The organism is Mycobacterium sp. DL592 (assembly GCF_011694515.1).
Classification (GTDB): Bacteria; Actinomycetota; Actinomycetes; order Mycobacteriales; family Mycobacteriaceae; genus Mycobacterium.
The window spans coordinates 4,440,361-4,456,237 of the sequence record NZ_CP050192.1 but is presented as its reverse complement, the minus strand read 5'-3'; the positions used below and the strand labels follow the sequence as shown (position 1 = coordinate 4,456,237).

The 15,877-nt window shown below is 66.0% G+C and carries 16 protein-coding genes; 11 read left to right on the top strand and 5 right to left on the bottom strand.

The features are described from left to right. Positions 1–16 precede the first annotated feature (16 nt). Genes HBE64_RS21450 through HBE64_RS21430 form a run of 5 tightly spaced genes read left to right on the top strand, consistent with a single transcriptional unit; the run spans position 17 to position 3,266 of the window. A complete protein-coding gene (locus HBE64_RS21450; RefSeq protein ID WP_167106831.1) occupies positions 17–418 on the top strand; it encodes a VOC family protein in 402 nt (133 codons plus the stop codon). Positions 419–429: 11 nt separating this feature from the next. After that, positions 430–954 carry a mycothiol transferase gene (locus HBE64_RS21445; protein WP_167106828.1) on the top strand — a complete coding sequence of 175 codons (525 nt, stop codon included), beginning with the start codon at positions 430–432 and terminating at the stop codon, positions 952–954. Positions 955–1,013: 59 nt separating this feature from the next. Continuing rightward, a complete protein-coding gene (locus tag HBE64_RS21440) occupies positions 1,014–1,508 on the top strand; it encodes a PA-phosphatase (protein WP_371744025.1) in 495 nt (164 codons plus the stop codon). A 28-nt stretch (positions 1,509–1,536) separates the two neighbouring features. After that, on the top strand, positions 1,537–2,397 hold the full coding sequence (ppk2, locus tag HBE64_RS21435; RefSeq protein ID WP_167106825.1) for a polyphosphate kinase 2: 861 nt from the start codon (positions 1,537–1,539) through the stop codon (positions 2,395–2,397). Between the two features lie 29 nt (positions 2,398–2,426). Then, a complete protein-coding gene (locus HBE64_RS21430; protein ID WP_167106822.1) occupies positions 2,427–3,266 on the top strand; it encodes a hypothetical protein in 840 nt (279 codons plus the stop codon). 43 nt (positions 3,267–3,309) lie between these two features. On the opposite strand, the gene HBE64_RS21425 is transcribed toward HBE64_RS21430, so the two are convergent. The 4 genes from HBE64_RS21425 to HBE64_RS21410 all read right to left on the bottom strand — a co-directional run bounded on the left by HBE64_RS21425 (position 3,310) and on the right by HBE64_RS21410 (position 7,545). Then, positions 3,310–3,642, bottom strand: a complete 333-nt coding sequence (locus tag HBE64_RS21425; RefSeq protein WP_167106819.1) for a hypothetical protein — start codon at positions 3,640–3,642, stop codon at positions 3,310–3,312. 11 nt (positions 3,643–3,653) lie between these two features. Next, positions 3,654–5,168 carry a hypothetical protein gene (locus tag HBE64_RS21420; protein ID WP_167106816.1) on the bottom strand — a complete coding sequence of 505 codons (1,515 nt, stop codon included), beginning with the start codon at positions 5,166–5,168 and terminating at the stop codon, positions 3,654–3,656. Continuing rightward, positions 5,165–5,464, bottom strand: coding sequence for a DUF2563 family protein (locus HBE64_RS21415; RefSeq protein WP_167106813.1), 300 nt, complete (start codon positions 5,462–5,464; stop codon positions 5,165–5,167). The genes HBE64_RS21420 and HBE64_RS21415 overlap by 4 nt, the downstream gene beginning before the upstream one ends. Before the next feature lie 68 nt (positions 5,465–5,532). Next, positions 5,533–7,545 (bottom strand): prolyl oligopeptidase family protein, encoded by a 2,013-nt coding sequence (locus HBE64_RS21410; protein ID WP_371744024.1) that lies wholly within the window; start codon positions 7,543–7,545, stop codon positions 5,533–5,535. Positions 7,546–7,743: 198 nt separating this feature from the next. On the opposite strand from HBE64_RS21410, the gene HBE64_RS21405 reads away from it, so the two are divergent. Continuing rightward, a complete protein-coding gene (locus tag HBE64_RS21405; protein WP_167106807.1) occupies positions 7,744–8,712 on the top strand; it encodes a diguanylate cyclase in 969 nt (322 codons plus the stop codon). Positions 8,713–8,715: 3 nt separating this feature from the next. Here HBE64_RS21405 and HBE64_RS21400 read toward each other — a convergent pair whose 3' ends face one another. Then, on the bottom strand, positions 8,716–10,530 hold the full coding sequence (locus tag HBE64_RS21400; protein WP_208300521.1) for an NAD(P)/FAD-dependent oxidoreductase: 1,815 nt from the start codon (positions 10,528–10,530) through the stop codon (positions 8,716–8,718). Between the two features lie 118 nt (positions 10,531–10,648). Between HBE64_RS21400 and HBE64_RS21395 the strand changes: the two genes are divergently transcribed. Genes HBE64_RS21395 through HBE64_RS21375 form a run of 5 tightly spaced genes read left to right on the top strand, consistent with a single transcriptional unit; the run spans position 10,649 to position 15,877 of the window. After that, the gene (locus tag HBE64_RS21395) at positions 10,649–11,695 is read left to right on the top strand and encodes a 2,3-butanediol dehydrogenase (protein WP_167106801.1); all 1,047 of its coding nucleotides are present in this window, start codon (positions 10,649–10,651) and stop codon (positions 11,693–11,695) included. Positions 11,696–11,707: 12 nt separating this feature from the next. After that, positions 11,708–12,487 (top strand): acetoin reductase, encoded by a 780-nt coding sequence (locus tag HBE64_RS21390; protein WP_167106798.1) that lies wholly within the window; start codon positions 11,708–11,710, stop codon positions 12,485–12,487. Positions 12,488–12,510: 23 nt separating this feature from the next. After that, positions 12,511–13,815: a GAF domain-containing protein gene (locus HBE64_RS21385; protein WP_167106795.1), complete on the top strand. Its 1,305-nt coding sequence runs from the start codon at positions 12,511–12,513 to the stop codon at positions 13,813–13,815. Further along, positions 13,812–15,335 carry an aldehyde dehydrogenase gene (adh, locus tag HBE64_RS21380; protein ID WP_167106792.1) on the top strand — a complete coding sequence of 508 codons (1,524 nt, stop codon included), beginning with the start codon at positions 13,812–13,814 and terminating at the stop codon, positions 15,333–15,335. Before HBE64_RS21385 ends, adh begins: the two co-directional genes overlap by 4 nt. After that, complete coding sequence (locus tag HBE64_RS21375; protein ID WP_243841412.1) at positions 15,335–15,877, top strand: DUF779 domain-containing protein; 543 nt, start codon at positions 15,335–15,337, stop codon at positions 15,875–15,877. The genes adh and HBE64_RS21375 overlap by 1 nt, the downstream gene beginning before the upstream one ends.

Genomic DNA, 15,877 nt, shown 5'->3' with positions numbered 1-15,877 from the left:
CTGCATTATGGAGGCTGTGATCGATCACTTCGGAATCAATTGCGCGGACTACCCGAAATCGCAGGAGTTCTACGACCGGGTGCTGTCCGTCCTCGGATATCTGCGGGTCATGGATGTCGGCCCGGCGGTCGGCTACGGCCGCGACGGCCATCCCGAGTTCTGGATCGCCGACGGTGCCGGGATGGGGCCCAACCGCGAGGTGCACGTCGCGTTCGCCGCTGCGGACGAGGCCGCGGTCCAGGCCTTCTATGACGCCGCACTGGGTCTGGGGGCGGAGTCGCTGCACGCGCCGCGGCTGTGGCCGGAGTACCACCCCGGCTATTACGGTGCGTTCGTCCGCGACCCGGACGGCAACAACGTCGAAGCGGTCTTCCACGGCGCACAACCCGCAGCCCAGACCCCGACCAACTCCGCGTAGCGTCTGAAGGCATGGCCGACTCACCTACGGATGCCGAAGCCGCGCGCGAGCTCCTGCGCGACTCCTTCACTCGCATCATCGAGCACGTCGACGACCTCACCGACGACCTGACCGACGAGGTCTCCTTCTTCCGGCCCACCTCGACGGCCAACAGCATCGCCTGGCTGATCTGGCACAGCGCGCGGATCCAGGACGCCCAGGTGGCGGCGATCGTCGGCGGTGAGCAGGTGTGGTTCAGCGGCGGCTGGGTGGATCAGTTCAACCTCGACCTGCCGCGAGATGCCCACGGCTACGGGCACACTCCCGAAGAGGTCGGCAAGGTGCGGGCCCCGGCCGATCTGCTGGCCGGCTACTACCACGCCGTGCACAAGATGACGCTGGAGTACATCGCCACCATCACCACCGAGGAACTCGCACGCGTGGTCGACGAGAACTGGGATCCGCCGGTGACGGCGAGTGCACGACTTGTCAGCATCTTCGACGACTGCATGCAGCACCTCGGCCAGGCCGCCTACATCCGGGGAATCTCGCGCTGAGGGGCCTGCTGTGGTGGCCGCTGACCGCCACACCGCTGATGGTGGCGCTCGGTGTAGCGGTGGGGGATTCCTCCACTCCGGTCGACGACTGGTTTCAGCAGGCTCACGGTAGTGCGCTGGGCAAGCTGCTGTTCTTTACCGACTTGCGTACCGTCGCTCTGGTTCTGCTGGGTGCGGTGGCAGTGGCGCTGTGGGGCCGACGGTGGATGCTCGCGCTCGTGATGATGGTGAGTCCTGTTGCGGCAGTGATGATTGCGCGCGCGCTCAAGCATCTGTTCGGTCGGCAGAAGGAAGGTGCGCTGGCCTATCCCAGCGGTCATACGACGCTGATGGTGGTCGTACTCGGCATGGTGGTTCTGGCGCTGGGGGCCCGCTGGTGGGTGGTGGTGGGCGCCGCGGTGTGGGCGGTGCTCGGTGTGCTCGGGCAGGCGGTGTCGTATCACTACTTCACCGACGCGGTCGGGGCGGTCTTGCTGGGCAGCTCAGTGGTGTGTATTGCCGCGGCGATTGTGCGTCGGGCGCGCCACCCGTCGTTCACTCCTGCGTCACCTTGACGTTGAACGCGCAAGCTAATTTGCGCGCGTGACACTTGAACTGAACGGCTTCAAGGTTTATGACGACGACGATGACGACCCGGTGCTGCTCGACGCCGCCGGCCTCGCCGTCGACACCTGGCGGGAGAACTACCCGTACGACGAGCGGATGTCGCGCAGCGAGTACGAGGAGCAGAAGCGGCTGCTGCAGATCGAACTGCTGAAGCTGCAGAAGTGGAGCCAGGCCCACGGGCACCGGCACGTGATCGTCTTCGAGGGTCGCGACGCCGCAGGCAAGGGCGGCACCATCAAGCGCTTCATGGAGCATCTCAACCCCCGCGGCGCGCGGGTGGTGGCGCTGGAGAAGCCGACCGAGAAGGAAACCACCCAGTGGTACTTCCAGCGCTACGTCAACCACCTGCCGGCAGCAGGTGAGATCGTGCTGTTCGACCGGTCCTGGTACAACCGCGCCGGAGTCGAGCGGGTGATGGGCTACTGCACGCCCAAGCAGCACGCCGAGTTCGTCCGGCAGGCGCCGCTGTTCGAACAGATGCTGGTCAACGACGGCATCAGCCTGACCAAACTGTGGTTCTCGGTGACTTCCGCTGAGCAGCGCACCCGGTTCACCATCCGGCAGGTCGACCCGGTGCGGCAGTGGAAACTGTCCCCGACAGATCTGGCCTCGCTCGACAAGTGGCATGACTACACCGCCGCCAAGGAAGACATGTTCGCCTGGACGGACACCGAGATCGCGCCGTGGACGGTCATCAAGAGCAACGACAAAAAGCGTGCCCGGATCAATGCCATGCGGCATGTCCTGAGTAAGTTCAACTACGACAACAAGGATCATGAAGTGGTCGGCAATCCTGATCCGTTGATCGTGGGCCGCGCCACGTCTCATTCCGACTGAGCTGAGCGCGTCCCGGAAAGTGGGGACGCGTGCGGTTCGTGGCCACGCTCCTGATGTGGCTTGTCACTACGGTCCTGCTGGCACTCGCTGTGCCCGCGGCGTGGGTGCAGCAGAATCTGGTCGACGGCGACGGGTATGCGGCGCTAGCACAGAAGGCCGCCGCTGACCCTGCCCTGAAGGCGGCGATGGCCGGGGAGTTGACGACGCAGGTTGCCCGGCTGGGTACGGGCGTCAACACCGGCACTGTCAGCCTGGTCGCGTCCACCTACACCGCGAGTTCAGCGTTCCCCGGGCAGTTTGCGCAGGCGAACCGCTTTGCACATCGGTGGCTGTTCACCGATTCGGTGCAGTCCAGCGTCGACTCCCAGGGCCGGTGGGTGATCGACTTCGCGCCGATGCTCTCCGACGTCGCATTCAAGGAGACGCTGAGCGACTACAACATCACTATCCCGACGTCGGTGCCAATTCCGTTGACCGACAACGCCCCGTCGATACTGCGACCGGGTGCCTTGCGGCAGGTGGCAACCTACGGGCCGTGGGCGAGTGTGGGGTTGACCGTGCTGGCCGCGGTGTTCGCTTTGTTGACGCTGTTCATCGCCCGCAGCCGCGGCAAGATGCTGGTGGGTCTGGGTGTCTCGGCACTGCTGGTCGGTGGGTTAGGCTGGGCAGCAATAGAATTCGGCCGCCGGCATTTGAACACCGTGCTGGACAACTCGTCGGGCAATATTCGGCGGATCGCCGAGGCCATGGTGAACACCGCGGTGAACAGCATGCATCAGTGGCTGAACATCTCGCTGGTCGTGGGCGGCGGCTTGGTCGTTATCGGGGTGATCGTGACGCTGCTGGTGGGGTTGGCGAAGTCGAGCTAGTGTCCTGACGTCGCCGATGCTGTACGGACGCGCGGATCCTCGGCTATTCGGCGTCGTCTTGGTCGGCAAGCGCTGGCGGCCGATCGGGACGGCTAGAGGCGCTATAGATCCGACCGTTGATTTTGATGAAAGTCGTCCAGCGGCCAGCGACGGCGGTCAGTGCTAGTGCCAACATGGTCGATCCGAACAGTCCGCGCCCCCAGGCGGGCCATTGCGAGAGGAAAACACACCCAACTGCGAAGACGCAGCACGTCCACCACACTCGCCGTTCGATCGAGTCCGGCGACAATGTGGCGGACTTCCAGAGCGGGAAGCTGCTGAGTATCGCGGCGCAGGCGAGCGCGCCCAGTGTCAGATACCCGAAGATGTCTTGCACCCTCACCACCTCTATCCCCCGCCGCTGCCAGTACCAGAGGCGGTGTCGAATACGGATCCGATTCCACCGCCCAGCTGTTCGCCGCCAACACCGCCGAGAACGCTGGCCGCGACAACAATGGCCGCGGTGGTCCACGGGCCGGTGAACGATCCAGCCAGCGCTGCAGCGCCCCATGCGGCGGCGGAGCCACCTGCCACACCACCGAGCGTGCTGCCAAACTCTTCTGCACTGCCGCCGTGGGCAAAATCGTTCACCGCAGTCCCTAGTTCGATCAGGTCGCCGAATTTTCCTACCTTGCCAGCTATATGAGCCCACTTCGCTGCGTCGGATGGTGACAACAAGTCCTCCGGCATGGCGTGCCGCCCACCGGGTATCCGCTCGGCATAGGCCTCGACGCCCTCGGATACCGGTCCAGTTATTGCGGTGACATCGCCCGCTCGCTTGAGCAAGTCGCCGATCACTAACTTCGCCCCGTCTTCCGACATTCCCTGACTCGTCAGCGCCGTCATCGCCCGGTTCACCGCGACGACACGTCCGAACTGCTCACCTTCGTCGAGCGCCTGCGTCGCCTGATCGGAGGTCATCGGCGGCAAGCCGTAGGTACCCTGCTCGAGCCGCTGCTGCATGTCCAATCTCGATCGTGCCCGACTCCGGGCGTCACCGCCGACGACCGGGTCCATCGGCAACGGTCCGACGAAGTTGGCCATCCGGAAGTCGTCAAGACGTTCACCGGCCAACCGCCGCGCATCCGGAGCAGCAGCAGGATTCCCGGTGGTGGCCAGGTCCCGCAATCGTGCTGCAGCAGCAGCTTTTTCCGGCGTCATCGGACCGCCGCTATTCACCAATGCCTCGTCCTGAGCCCGCCGATTCGCGTCGTACCAATCCGTGGCTTCCCGGCCGCGCTGTTCGGGCCCGAGCTCGCCGTCGCCGTCCACGTCTTCGATCGGTGCCGGGTCGTATCCGTGGTCGGCGCGCAACGCGGTCAGCGATGCGTCGAGCTTGCCCGTGTAATCGTCGCGCAACGCGGTCACCTGGTGAAGAACGTTGGAGGTAGCCGTGATCGCGCTGTCCTCCAACGCCGATATGTCTTGGTCGTTGGCCAGTGCCTGACCGATCAGCGCATCGATGTACTCCAGCTGCGTGTTGAGATTGGCTACCTCCATACCGGAGAACCGTTGTGTCTCAGCCAGAGTCGCCGCAATGCCGGCCAAGTCAGCCCCGATGGCCGGTAGCTGGTCCTGCTGGACCATCAACCTGGTGGTCGCCCGCTGAACTTCTGCACTGTCGTTGATCGGGTGTTCGCCACTCTCCCGATTCCAGGACGCACGAAAGCGCGCTTGCGCCGCCTCGAACTCCTTGTAGGTCTCGGCCGTGCAGGCACCGGCGTCGAAGAAGGCACGTCCCAAATCGGAAATGGCCCCGGGATCGCCGCTCTGAACCGTCGCGTCGACCATCCATGGATCACCACCGGCCTCACCGATCAGCGCGGCGACACTGATATGTGTGAGGCTCGGGTAATCGGTCACAGCACCGAACGCAGCGCCTCGGCGTTGCGCTCCTCCATATCGACGAACGCCGACGCAGTCGTGTGAGCCTTGTCGCCAAGAACCCCCAGCCGGTTCTCGTGATCGCGTAGACGCTGCACGTGGGCGGTATGCGCTTGGTCGAGTGCCCCGCAGAATGACTCGGCTGCGCCGAAGTCGCCGAAGATCCCCGCGGCGACCGTGCCGCGCGCCAGCCGATCGGCGCCCTCCATGGCAAGCCAGGCCGCGCTGTATGCCCGGTTTGCACCCGAACGCATCTCACCGACGTCGACCTGCACCGCTGTACCCCTCCGCAGTTAGCTGTTAGCTAAAGGGTACTACGCGATGTTTGCTGGTCAACTCACCCTCAGTCCAGCATCCGGTGCAGGAACGAGTAGCTCAGCGCCGACTTGAATGCCGTCTGCGCATTGTCGGCCGCCCCGGCGTGCCCGCCCTCGATGTTTTCGTAGTACCAGACGTCGTGGCCGGCCTCTTCCAGCGCGGCGGTCATCTTGCGGGCATGCCCGGGATGCACCCGGTCGTCGCGCGTCGAGGTCGTGATCAGCACTGGGGGATAACGCTTGTCGGTGTTGATGTTCTGATACGGCGAGTACTCGGCGATGAACTGCCAGTCCGCGGGCTCGTCCGGGTCGCCGTACTCGGCGACCCAGGACGCACCGGCCAGCAGCAGATGGAAGCGCTTCATGTCCAGCAGCGGAACCTGGCAGACCAGCGCGCCGAAGTGCTGCGGGTACTTCGTCAGCATGATGCCCATCAGCAGTCCGCCGTTGCTGCCGCCTTGTGCCCCGAGTTGCGCGACGGTCGTGATCCCGCGGTCGACGAGGTCCCGCGCCACCGCCGCGAAGTCCTCGGCCACCTTGTGCCGGCCTTCCCGCATCGCCTGGGTGTGCCATGTCGGCCCGTACTCGCCCCCGCCGCGGATATTGGCCAGCACGTAGGTTCCGCCCCGCGACAACCACAACCGGCCCAGCACCCCGTCATAGCCCGGCGTCCGGGAGACCTCGAACCCGCCGTACCCGCCCAACAGGGTGGGGCCGGGAGCTTCGCGATGCCTGTGGCTGACCACGAAGTACGGCACCGCCGTCCCATCGTCGGATGTCGCAAAGTGCTGTGACACTTCGAGATCCGCTGCGTCGAAGAATGACGGCGCTCGCTTGATCTCGGTCAGTTCACCACCGACCACCCCGTGTAGCAGCCGGGACGGAGTGACGAATCCGCTGGAATCCAAGAAGATTTCGTCACCGTCGCTGTCGGCCGCCACGATGACCGTGTTGGTACTCGACGCGAGTCCGGTCACCGGCTCCCGCGTCCAGGTTCCGGGTGTCACCACCTCGACGTTGCTCGCCACATCGGCGAGCGTCACCATCACGAGTCGATCCCGAGTCCACGAGTACTGATGCAGGCAGGTGTGTTCGTCGGGCTCGAACACGACGGCCACATCAGCTGTGCCGTCGAGGAATTGCTCGTAGTCGGCGGCGAGCAGCGAACCCGCCCGGTACGACCCGCGTCCGGTGTGCCAGTCGGTGCGCAACTCGATGAGCAGCCACTGCCGATGCACCGACAAGGTGGCATCCGTCGGCGCGTCGATCCGAACCAGTTCACCTGAACGGAGTTGGTAGACATCGTCGTTGAAGAAGTCGATGGCCCGGTAGATCAGGGTGCGTTCGTATCCCGGTGTCCGGTCCACCGAGGCCGACACGATCACGTCGGTGACCGGCCCGGTGAACACCGTCGCAGCCTCGCTCAGCGGCTGCCCGCGCTTCCACCGCTTGACCACTCGCGGGTAGCCGGATTCGGTCATCGAATCGGGGCCGAAGTCCGTACCGACCAGGACGGTGTCGTGGTCTTCCCACGTGACGTTGGACTTCGCCTCCGGCAACTCGAAACCACCCGCCACGAATTCCCTTGTCGCCATATCGAACTCGCGTACCACGGCAGCATCAGAGCCGCCGCGGGACAGGCTGATCAGCGCCAGGCTGTGGTCGGGTTCGATGACATCGGCACCGGCCCACACCCAGTTCTCGCCGTCGGCGCGGGCCAGGTCGTCGACATCGAGGATGACGTCCCAGTCCGGAGTCTCGGCGAGGTAGCTCTCCAGGGTGGTGCGACGCCACAAACCTTTCGGGTGCGCGGCGTCGCGCCAGAAGTTGTAGAGGTACTCGCCGCGCCGGCGTACGTACGGAATCCGCGCATCAGTGTCGAGCACCTCCAGCGCCTCGGCGCGCATCTCCTCGAACGCTTCCCCGCTGAATTCGGCGATGGCGGGTTCGTTGTGAGCTCGCACCCAGGCCATGGCCTCGTCGCCGGTGACCTCCTCGAGCCACAGGTACGGGTCGGTAGTTTCAGGCGCGTTGGTCACGTGCTCCATTCTGCGCACCCGGGTCGGTCGAATTCGATCCGGTCGTCGACAACGGAGCCGCTCGGTACCATCGTCCCTGGTGAGGATCGGGGGCTACGGGTGAACCACGTCCGTCAGTGGTGGCGACAACCAGACCGCTACGACTGGCTGTCGGGTTACCTTGCGTCCCGCCACATCCTCGGGATTGTGCGTCGCGCCATGACCGCGATTCTCGCGGTGCTCACCGTCGCCGTGGTGTTGATGTCGATCAGTCCGGCCGGCCAGCACGGTATGGCGCGGGGCGTTGTGCTGATGATCGCGGGCACGTTTGCCGTTATGGCCGTGGCGTACGCCGTGCGTTGGCCGAGCCAGCGACAATCGGTGCTCTTCTCGATCGTCGGCAGTGTGGGTATCGCCGTCGTGGCGCTGACCCAGTCCGATCCGCACACCGGATTGCTCACCTGCTGGGCATTCGCCGGCCTCGCCGCTTATGTGGCCATGGCACATAGCCCGCGGCTCCTCGTGCTCACGGTGAGCGTGGCGCTCGGAACGGCCGGGGCGTGCGTCGTTCGCATGGGGCTGGCCGGTGATGTGGCGATGGCAGTAGGCACGCTCCTGCTTGCCAGCGGTGGCCTAATCTTGGTCCCATTCGGCGGGCAGATCCTGGTGCGACTGCTGTGGAATGACGCGGTATCGACCGATCCGCTGACCGGCCTGGCCAATCGGCGAGGATTCCGCCGCTCGGCCCGTGCGCTCATCGCCGGCGCCGCACGTGGCGGTTTGGCGTCCTTCAGCGTGGTGATGATCGACCTCGACGGGTTCAAGCAGCTCAACGACAGCCTGGGCCACGCCGTTGGGGACCAGGTACTCATCGACGTCGCCACCCGGATTCGGGAAGTCGGCGGTCGGGGCGTGATCGCCGCGCGCGTCGGTGGCGAGGAGTTCCTGCTCGCCCAAGCATCACCGCCACGTCAGGTGGAGATGCTCGCGCGTCGCCTCTGTTCGACGATCGCCGACAACCCGTGGGGTGTCACGGCCAGCCTCGGGATCGCGGGCGCCACTGTGCCGGACACAACCCAGGACTTCCGCACCCTGATCGAGGGCGTGATCGCCGAAGCCGACATGGCGATGTACGAGGCGAAGCGGGCCGGCGGAAACCAGATCCGCCGGTCCACCGCCGTCGCGTGAGCGTCAGCTCAGGTGGTGCACCTCCTGCAAGCCGTACACCGGCGTTGGGATCCCTTCGTAACGCGCCTTGAGCTGAAGGGCCAAATACAGCGAGTAATGCCGTGATTGGTGCAGATTGCCGCCGTGGAACCACAGGTTCTCCTGCTGGGTGGGCTTCCACATGTTGCGTTGCTCGCCCTCCCACGGTCCGGGGTCCTTCGGGGTGTCCGACCCCAACCCCCACACCTTGCCCACCTTGTCGGCGACCTCCTGGCCGATGAGATCGGCTGCCCAACCGTTCATCGAGCCGAACCCGGTGGCGTAGACCACCAGGTCGGCAGGCAACTCCGTCCCGTCGGCCAGCACCACCGAATCCTCGGTGAGCCGCGCGACCTGACCGTGGGCCAGTTTGATCTTGCCGTCGGCCACCAGATCGCAGGCCCCGACGTCGATGTAGTAGCCCGACCCGCGCCTCAGGTACTTCATGAACAGCCCGGAACCGTCTGCGCCCCAATCTAACTCGAAGCCAGCCGCTTCGAGCCGGTCATAGAACTCCTTGTCCCGCTCGCGCATCCGATCATAGAGCGGGATCTGGAATTCGTGCATGATCCGGTAGGGGAGCGAAGCGAACGTCAGGTCGGCCTTCTCGGTGGTCATACCCGCCGCCAGCGCGCGTTCGGAGTACAGGTCGCCCAGGCCGATCTCCATCAGGCTGTCGGACTTGACGATATGCGTCGAGGACCGTTGCACCATGGTCACGTCGACGCCGTTCTCGTAGAGCGCCTTGCAGATGTCGTGGGCCGAGTTGTTGGACCCGATCACGACCGCCTTCTTGCCTACGTACGCGTCCGGCCCGGGATGCGCACTCGAGTGGTGCTGGTCGCCGCGGAAGACGTCCTGCCCGGGCAGGGTCGGAACACTCGGTTTGCCCGACATGCCGGTGGCCAGCACCAGGTGGGTGGGGTGCAGGGTGAGCCGCTCACCGTCGCGGTCGACGTCGACGTTCCACCGCTTGGCGGCCTCGTCGAACGTCGCCGACAGGCACGTGGTCTTCGACCAGTACGGCACCTCCATCACCCGCGTGTAGAACTCCAGCCAGTCACCGATCTTGTCCTTCGGCGCGAACACCGGCCAGTTCTGCGGGAACGGCAGGTACGGCAGGTGGTCGTACCAGACCGGGTCGTGCAGGCACAGCGACTTGTAGCGCTTGCGCCACTGATCGCCGGGCCGCTCGTGGCGGTCGACGACGATGGCGGGCACCCCGAGTTGGCGCAGCCGCGCACCCAACGCGATCCCACCCTGGCCGCCGCCGATCACCAACGTGTACGGCTGCACGGTCCGGCCCAGAGCCGCCTCCTCTTCGGCGCGCTTCTCCGCCCACGACCGCGGATCCGGGTCGCTGCCGTGAACCGCACCCATTACCCGGGAGGCACCCTTGCGCTCTTCGTAGCCCTTGAGTTCCTGCAGTGCGGTCAGCAGCGTCCACGCCTGATCGCCCTTGAGGCGAAGATGTCCGGTTCCCCGGCCCACCGCGGTGTCGAACTCGATGAACGCCGAGGTGACGTCCCCCTCGGCCGTCGGCTCCTCGCGGGTGCGGAATCCCGACGGGTCGGTGTCGTCGAGCCGGGCGGCGAGCATGCCGGCGATGGCGTCGCGGCCCTCGACGGTCTTGATGTTCCAGGTGAACGACACCAGGTCGCGCCAGAAGCTGTCGACGGCGAACATGCCGGCGACCCGCTCGATGTCGCGGGCAGCCAGTGCGGCTTCGAAGTCGGCCAGCCAGGCGTCGACCCGCTGCTGCGGCGTCAGGTCGGTCTGTGGTTCCAGTGTTGATGTCATGTGAGCCAGGACACACCCGCCCCCAGCCGCCCGACAAGAGTTGCGAGGAGTTGCAACCCGGGGCTGCAACCCCCTGCAACTCTTTCGGGGTGTGGTCGCCGTCACATAGAACTGCGATATGAAAGCAGCTGTCTACTACGGGCCCAACAAAGTCGAGATCGACGACGTCGCCGAACCCCAGCCGGCGCCGGGCAGCGTGAAACTCAAGGTCGGATTCAACGGAATCTGCGGCACCGACCTCCACGAGTACTACGCGGGCCCGATCTTCGTGCCCACCGAACCGCACCCGCTGACGGGGCAGCAACTGCCGCTGACGATCGGCCACGAGTTCTCCGGGACCATCACCGCGCTGGGCGACGGCGTCACCGGCTGGGCCGAGGGTGACCGGGTGGCGGTCGAACCCATCTACAAATGTGACCACTGTGGACCGTGCCGGGCCGGCAACTACAACGTCTGCCATCAGATCGGCTTCCACGGCTTGATGTCCGACGGCGGCATGGCCGAGTACACGACCGTCCCGACGTCTATGCTGCATAAGCTGCCCGACAACGTCTCTCTCGAACTCGGCGCTCTCGTCGAGCCGATGTCGGTGGCCTACCACGCCGCCACCCTCGGCGACGTGCACCCCGGCGACACCGCCATGGTGTTCGGGGCCGGACCGATCGGGATCGGTCTGTGGTTCGCGCTGCGCGGCAAGGGGATTGACGACGTCCTTGTCGTCGAGCCGTCACCGACGCGGCGCGCGGCCATCGAAGCGCTCGGCGCCCGCACGCTCGACCCCGCCGCCGTGGACGTACCCGCCTTCATCGCCGACCACACCGGGGGAGGCGGAGCCGGCGCGGTGTTCGACGCCGCGGGCGTCACCCCGGCAGTCGCGACAGCGCTGGCGTGTGTGGGATCGCGCAAACCGATGATCAGCGTCGCGATCTACGAAAAGCCATTGGAGACACCACTTCTCAACCTGGTGATGAACGAGAGCCGCATCCAGGGCTCGCTGTGCTACACCGGCGCCGACTTCGAAGCCGTCATCGCACTGATGGCCAAGGGTGCCTATCACACCACCGGCTGGGTCACCACCATCCCCATCGACGACGTCGTCGACGAAGGATTCGAGGCACTGCACGCCGGCAAGAAGATGAAAGTGCTCGTCGACCCCACCATCTGAACGGAGCATCGCATGACATTGGAAGGCAAAGTAGCCCTGGTCACCGGGGCGGCCCGCGGCATCGGACGAGGGATCGCACTACGGCTGGCCCGCGACGGCGCTGACGTCGCACTCGTCGACCTCCGCACCGACGGCGTCGACTCGGTGGCTGCCGAGATCGCCGAAATCGGCTGCAAAACATCGACATTCGCCGCCGACGTGAGTGACCGTGATCAGGTGTTCGCCGCCGTCGACCACGCCACCGTGGCTCTCGGCGGTTTCGACATCATGGTCAACAACGCCGGAATCGCCCTGGTCGGCCCCATCGCCGAGGTCACCCCCGAGGAGACGGCCCGAGTCTGGGCGATCAACGTCAACGGAGTGCTGTGGGGTATCCAGGCGGCCGCCGCGAAGTTCAAGGAACTCGGCCGCCCCGGAAAGATCATTAATGCCTCCTCGATTGCCGGCCACGACGGCTTCGCGATGCTCGGCGTCTACAGCGCATCGAAGTTCGCGGTGCGGGCACTGACCCAGGCCGCCGCCAAGGAACACGCCGCCGACGGGATCACCGTCAACGCCTACTGCCCGGGTGTCGTCGGCACCGACATGTGGGTGGAGATCGACAAGCGCTTCGCCGAACTGACCGGTGCCGCCGAGGGCGAGACCTACGACAAGTTCGTCGGCGGTATCGCGCTCGGCCGTGCCGAGACCCCCGACGATGTGGCCGGATTCGTGTCCTATCTGGCCGGCCCCGACGCCGACTACATGACCGGCCAGTCCGGCCTAATCGACGGCGGCCTGGTTTACCGCTGAGATGCAGAGCACAATCGGCAGTGATGCAAGGGACGTACGTGCCTGAGCCCGCGGTCGCGGTCGGCGAAGACCCACGTAGCTACGCGCGGTTGATGTCGGCTGTCTATGACGCGACGATGTCAGGCCACCGCGCCCCGGCGCGGCCCCGTGACGTCATCGGCGAATCCTGGCGCCGCCTCATCTCTGCCGGTGTCGACCCCGACAGCCGCACCCCACCCGTCGTCGAATCCGGCGGCGTGGAGGCGTTGCGCCGGGCGTCGGGCCTGATGGCGGTGCTCGACGAGGTGTCCCGCGGCCTGGAATCGATCGTCGCCGACGGGACCAACATCCTCGTCGTGGCCGACGCGCAGGGCCGCGTGCTGTGGCGCTCCGGTTCGCCCGCGGTGCTGGGCAACGCTGACCGGCTCGGCTTCGTCGAAGGTGCGCGCTGGTCGGAAGGCGAGGTCGGCACCAACGCAATCGGCACCGCCTTGGTCTCCAACCGTGCCGTTCAGGTGTTCTCGGCCGAGCACTTCGTCCGCAGCCACCACTCCTGGACCTGCGCGGGTGCACCCATCCGCGACCCGCGGACCGGGCACGTGATCGGGGTGGTGGACGTGTCGGGGCCCGCCGCGACCGTCCACCCCACGACCGTCGCCCTGGTCGACGCGGTGGCCCGGCTGGCCGAATCGCATCTGCGCGCGCAGCACGACCGCACCCTGAACCGGCTGCGCATGGTGGCCGCCCCGATCCTGGCCCGCATCGGCAAACCGGCGCTGGCCGTCGATCCGGAGGGCTGGGTCGCCGCGGTCGACTCGCTGCCGCTGCACAACCGCATCCTGCTGCCCGAACTCGTCACCCCGGGCCGGCTCTGGATTCCCACCTTCGGTATGTGCGACGTCGACCTGCTCCCCGGCGGGTGGCTGGTGCGGCCCACCGAAGACGACGACGCACCGGCGTTGGCGCAGGTATCGCTTGACCTCAGCATTGCCGGCGCTCCAGCGATGGACATGACGGGACAGTTCGGGCGGTGGCGTCACGACATCTCGTTGCGCCACGCCGAGATCCTGCTCATCCTGGCGCGCAACCCTCAGGGCCGGACGGCGCCTGAACTGGCTGACGAGCTGTACGGTGACCGATCCCGTGTGGTCACCGTTCGCGCCGAACTGTCTCGGCTGCGCAAGCACTTCGCCGGCTTGCTGGCCGCACAGCCGTACCGATTCGCAGGCGGAATCGATGTGACCGTCCGCTATCCCGCGGACATGTCAATGGTGTTGCCCGCGTCCACCGCACCCGCGGTGCGTGCTATTCGTTTGCAAGCAAAGTGTCTCGAAGAGGAGGACTTATGACAGTGTTCGCACGGCCGGGTTCGGAGGGATCGTTGATGTCCTTCCAGTCGCGTTACGAGAACTTCATTGGCGGGCAGTGGGTGCCGCCGGTGGGTGGGCAGTATTTCGAGAACCGCACGCCCGTAACCGGTGAGGTGTTCTGCGAGGTGGCCCGGTCGACCGAGGCCGATATCGAGCTGGCGTTGGATGCCGCGCACGCCGCGGCCCCGGCCTGGGGCAAGACCTCGGCGGGGGAGCGGGCGGTGATCCTGAACAAGATCGCCGACCGTATCGAGGCGAACCTGGAGTCGATCGCGCTGGCTGAGTCGTGGGATAACGGCAAGCCGATCCGCGAGACGTTGGCGGCCGATATTCCGTTGGCAGTGGACCATTTCCGGTATTTCGCGGCCGCGATCCGCGCGCAGGAGGGCTCGCTGTCGCAGATCGACGAGGACACCGTGGCGTATCACTTCCACGAGCCCCTCGGTGTGGTCGGGCAGATCATCCCGTGGAATTTCCCGATCCTGATGGCGGTGTGGAAGCTGGCGCCGGCGTTGGCTGCCGGTAATGCGGTGGTGCTCAAGCCGGCTGAGCAGACCCCGGCCTCGGTGCTGTATCTGGTGTCGTTGATCGCCGACCTGTTGCCGGCCGGGGTGATCAACGTGGTCAACGGGTTTGGCGTCGAAGCCGGCAAGCCGCTGGCCTCGAGCAACCGGATCGCCAAGATCGCGTTCACCGGGGAGACCACCACGGGCCGGTTGATCATGCAGTACGCCTCCCAGAACCTCATCCCCGTCACCCTCGAACTCGGCGGCAAGAGCCCCAACATCTTCTTCTCCGACGTCCTCGCCGCCAACGACGAGTACCAGGACAAGGCGTTGGAGGGCTTCACGATGTTCGCCCTCAACCAGGGCGAAGTCTGCACCTGCCCGTCGCGCAGCCTGATTCAGGCCGATATCTACGACGAGTTCCTGGCGATGGCGGCGATTCGCACCAAGGCGGTGCGCCAGGGCGACCCGCTGGACACCGAGACGATGATCGGCGCCCAGGCTTCCAACGATCAGCTCGAGAAGATCCTGTCCTACATCGAGATCGGCAAAAGCGAAGGCGCCCAGGTGCTTACCGGCGGTGAACGCGCTGAGCTCGGCGGCGACCTCAATGGCGGCTACTACGTCCAGCCGACGATCTTCACCGGGCATAACGCCATGCGGATCTTCCAGGAGGAGATCTTCGGACCTGTTGTGGCCGTCACGTCGTTCGCCGACTACGACGACGCCATCAGCATCGCCAACGACACCCTCTACGGCTTGGGTGCGGGGGTGTGGAGCCGTGACGGCAACACCGCCTACCGCGCCGGACGCGATATCAAAGCCGGCCGGGTGTGGACCAACTGCTACCACGCCTACCCCGCGCATGCGGCGTTCGGCGGCTACAAGCAGTCCGGTATCGGCCGCGAGAACCACAAGATGATGCTCGACCACTACCAGCAGACCAAGAACCTGCTCGTCTCCTACAGCAACAAGGCCCAGGGCTTCTTCTGATGAGCGATTTCGGCGCGGCTGTCACGGGTGAGCGGTCACAACCGCGCCGACATCACGAGGCGCCGCCGCGGGCATTGATCACCGCGGCGGCGGCCGACCTTTTGCATCGACTCCAGCAACGGCACGGCCCGGTGATGTTCCACCAGTCCGGCGGATGCTGCGACGGCTCGTCGCCGATGTGTTACCCCGACGGCGACTTCATCGTCGGGGACCGCGACGTCCTACTCGGGGTCCTCGAAGGCGCGCCGGTGTGGATCTCCGGCCCGCAGTTCGAGACGTGGAAACACACCCAGCTCGTCATCGACGTGGTGCCGGGCCGCGGCGGCGGCTTCAGCCTCGAAACCCCCGAGGGGATGCGCTTTCTCAGCCGCGGGCGGGCGTTCACCGATGCGGAGAACGCGTTGCTGACCGCCGCCCCGCCGCTGACCGGAGCCGACTATGAACGGGGCGCGCGGCCGCCCGAACGCACCGATCTTGTGGTGGCCGAGGCCGCTGACGCGTGTGCAATCCCAGGTCGGCGCGCCGGAGCCGTTCAGCCGTAG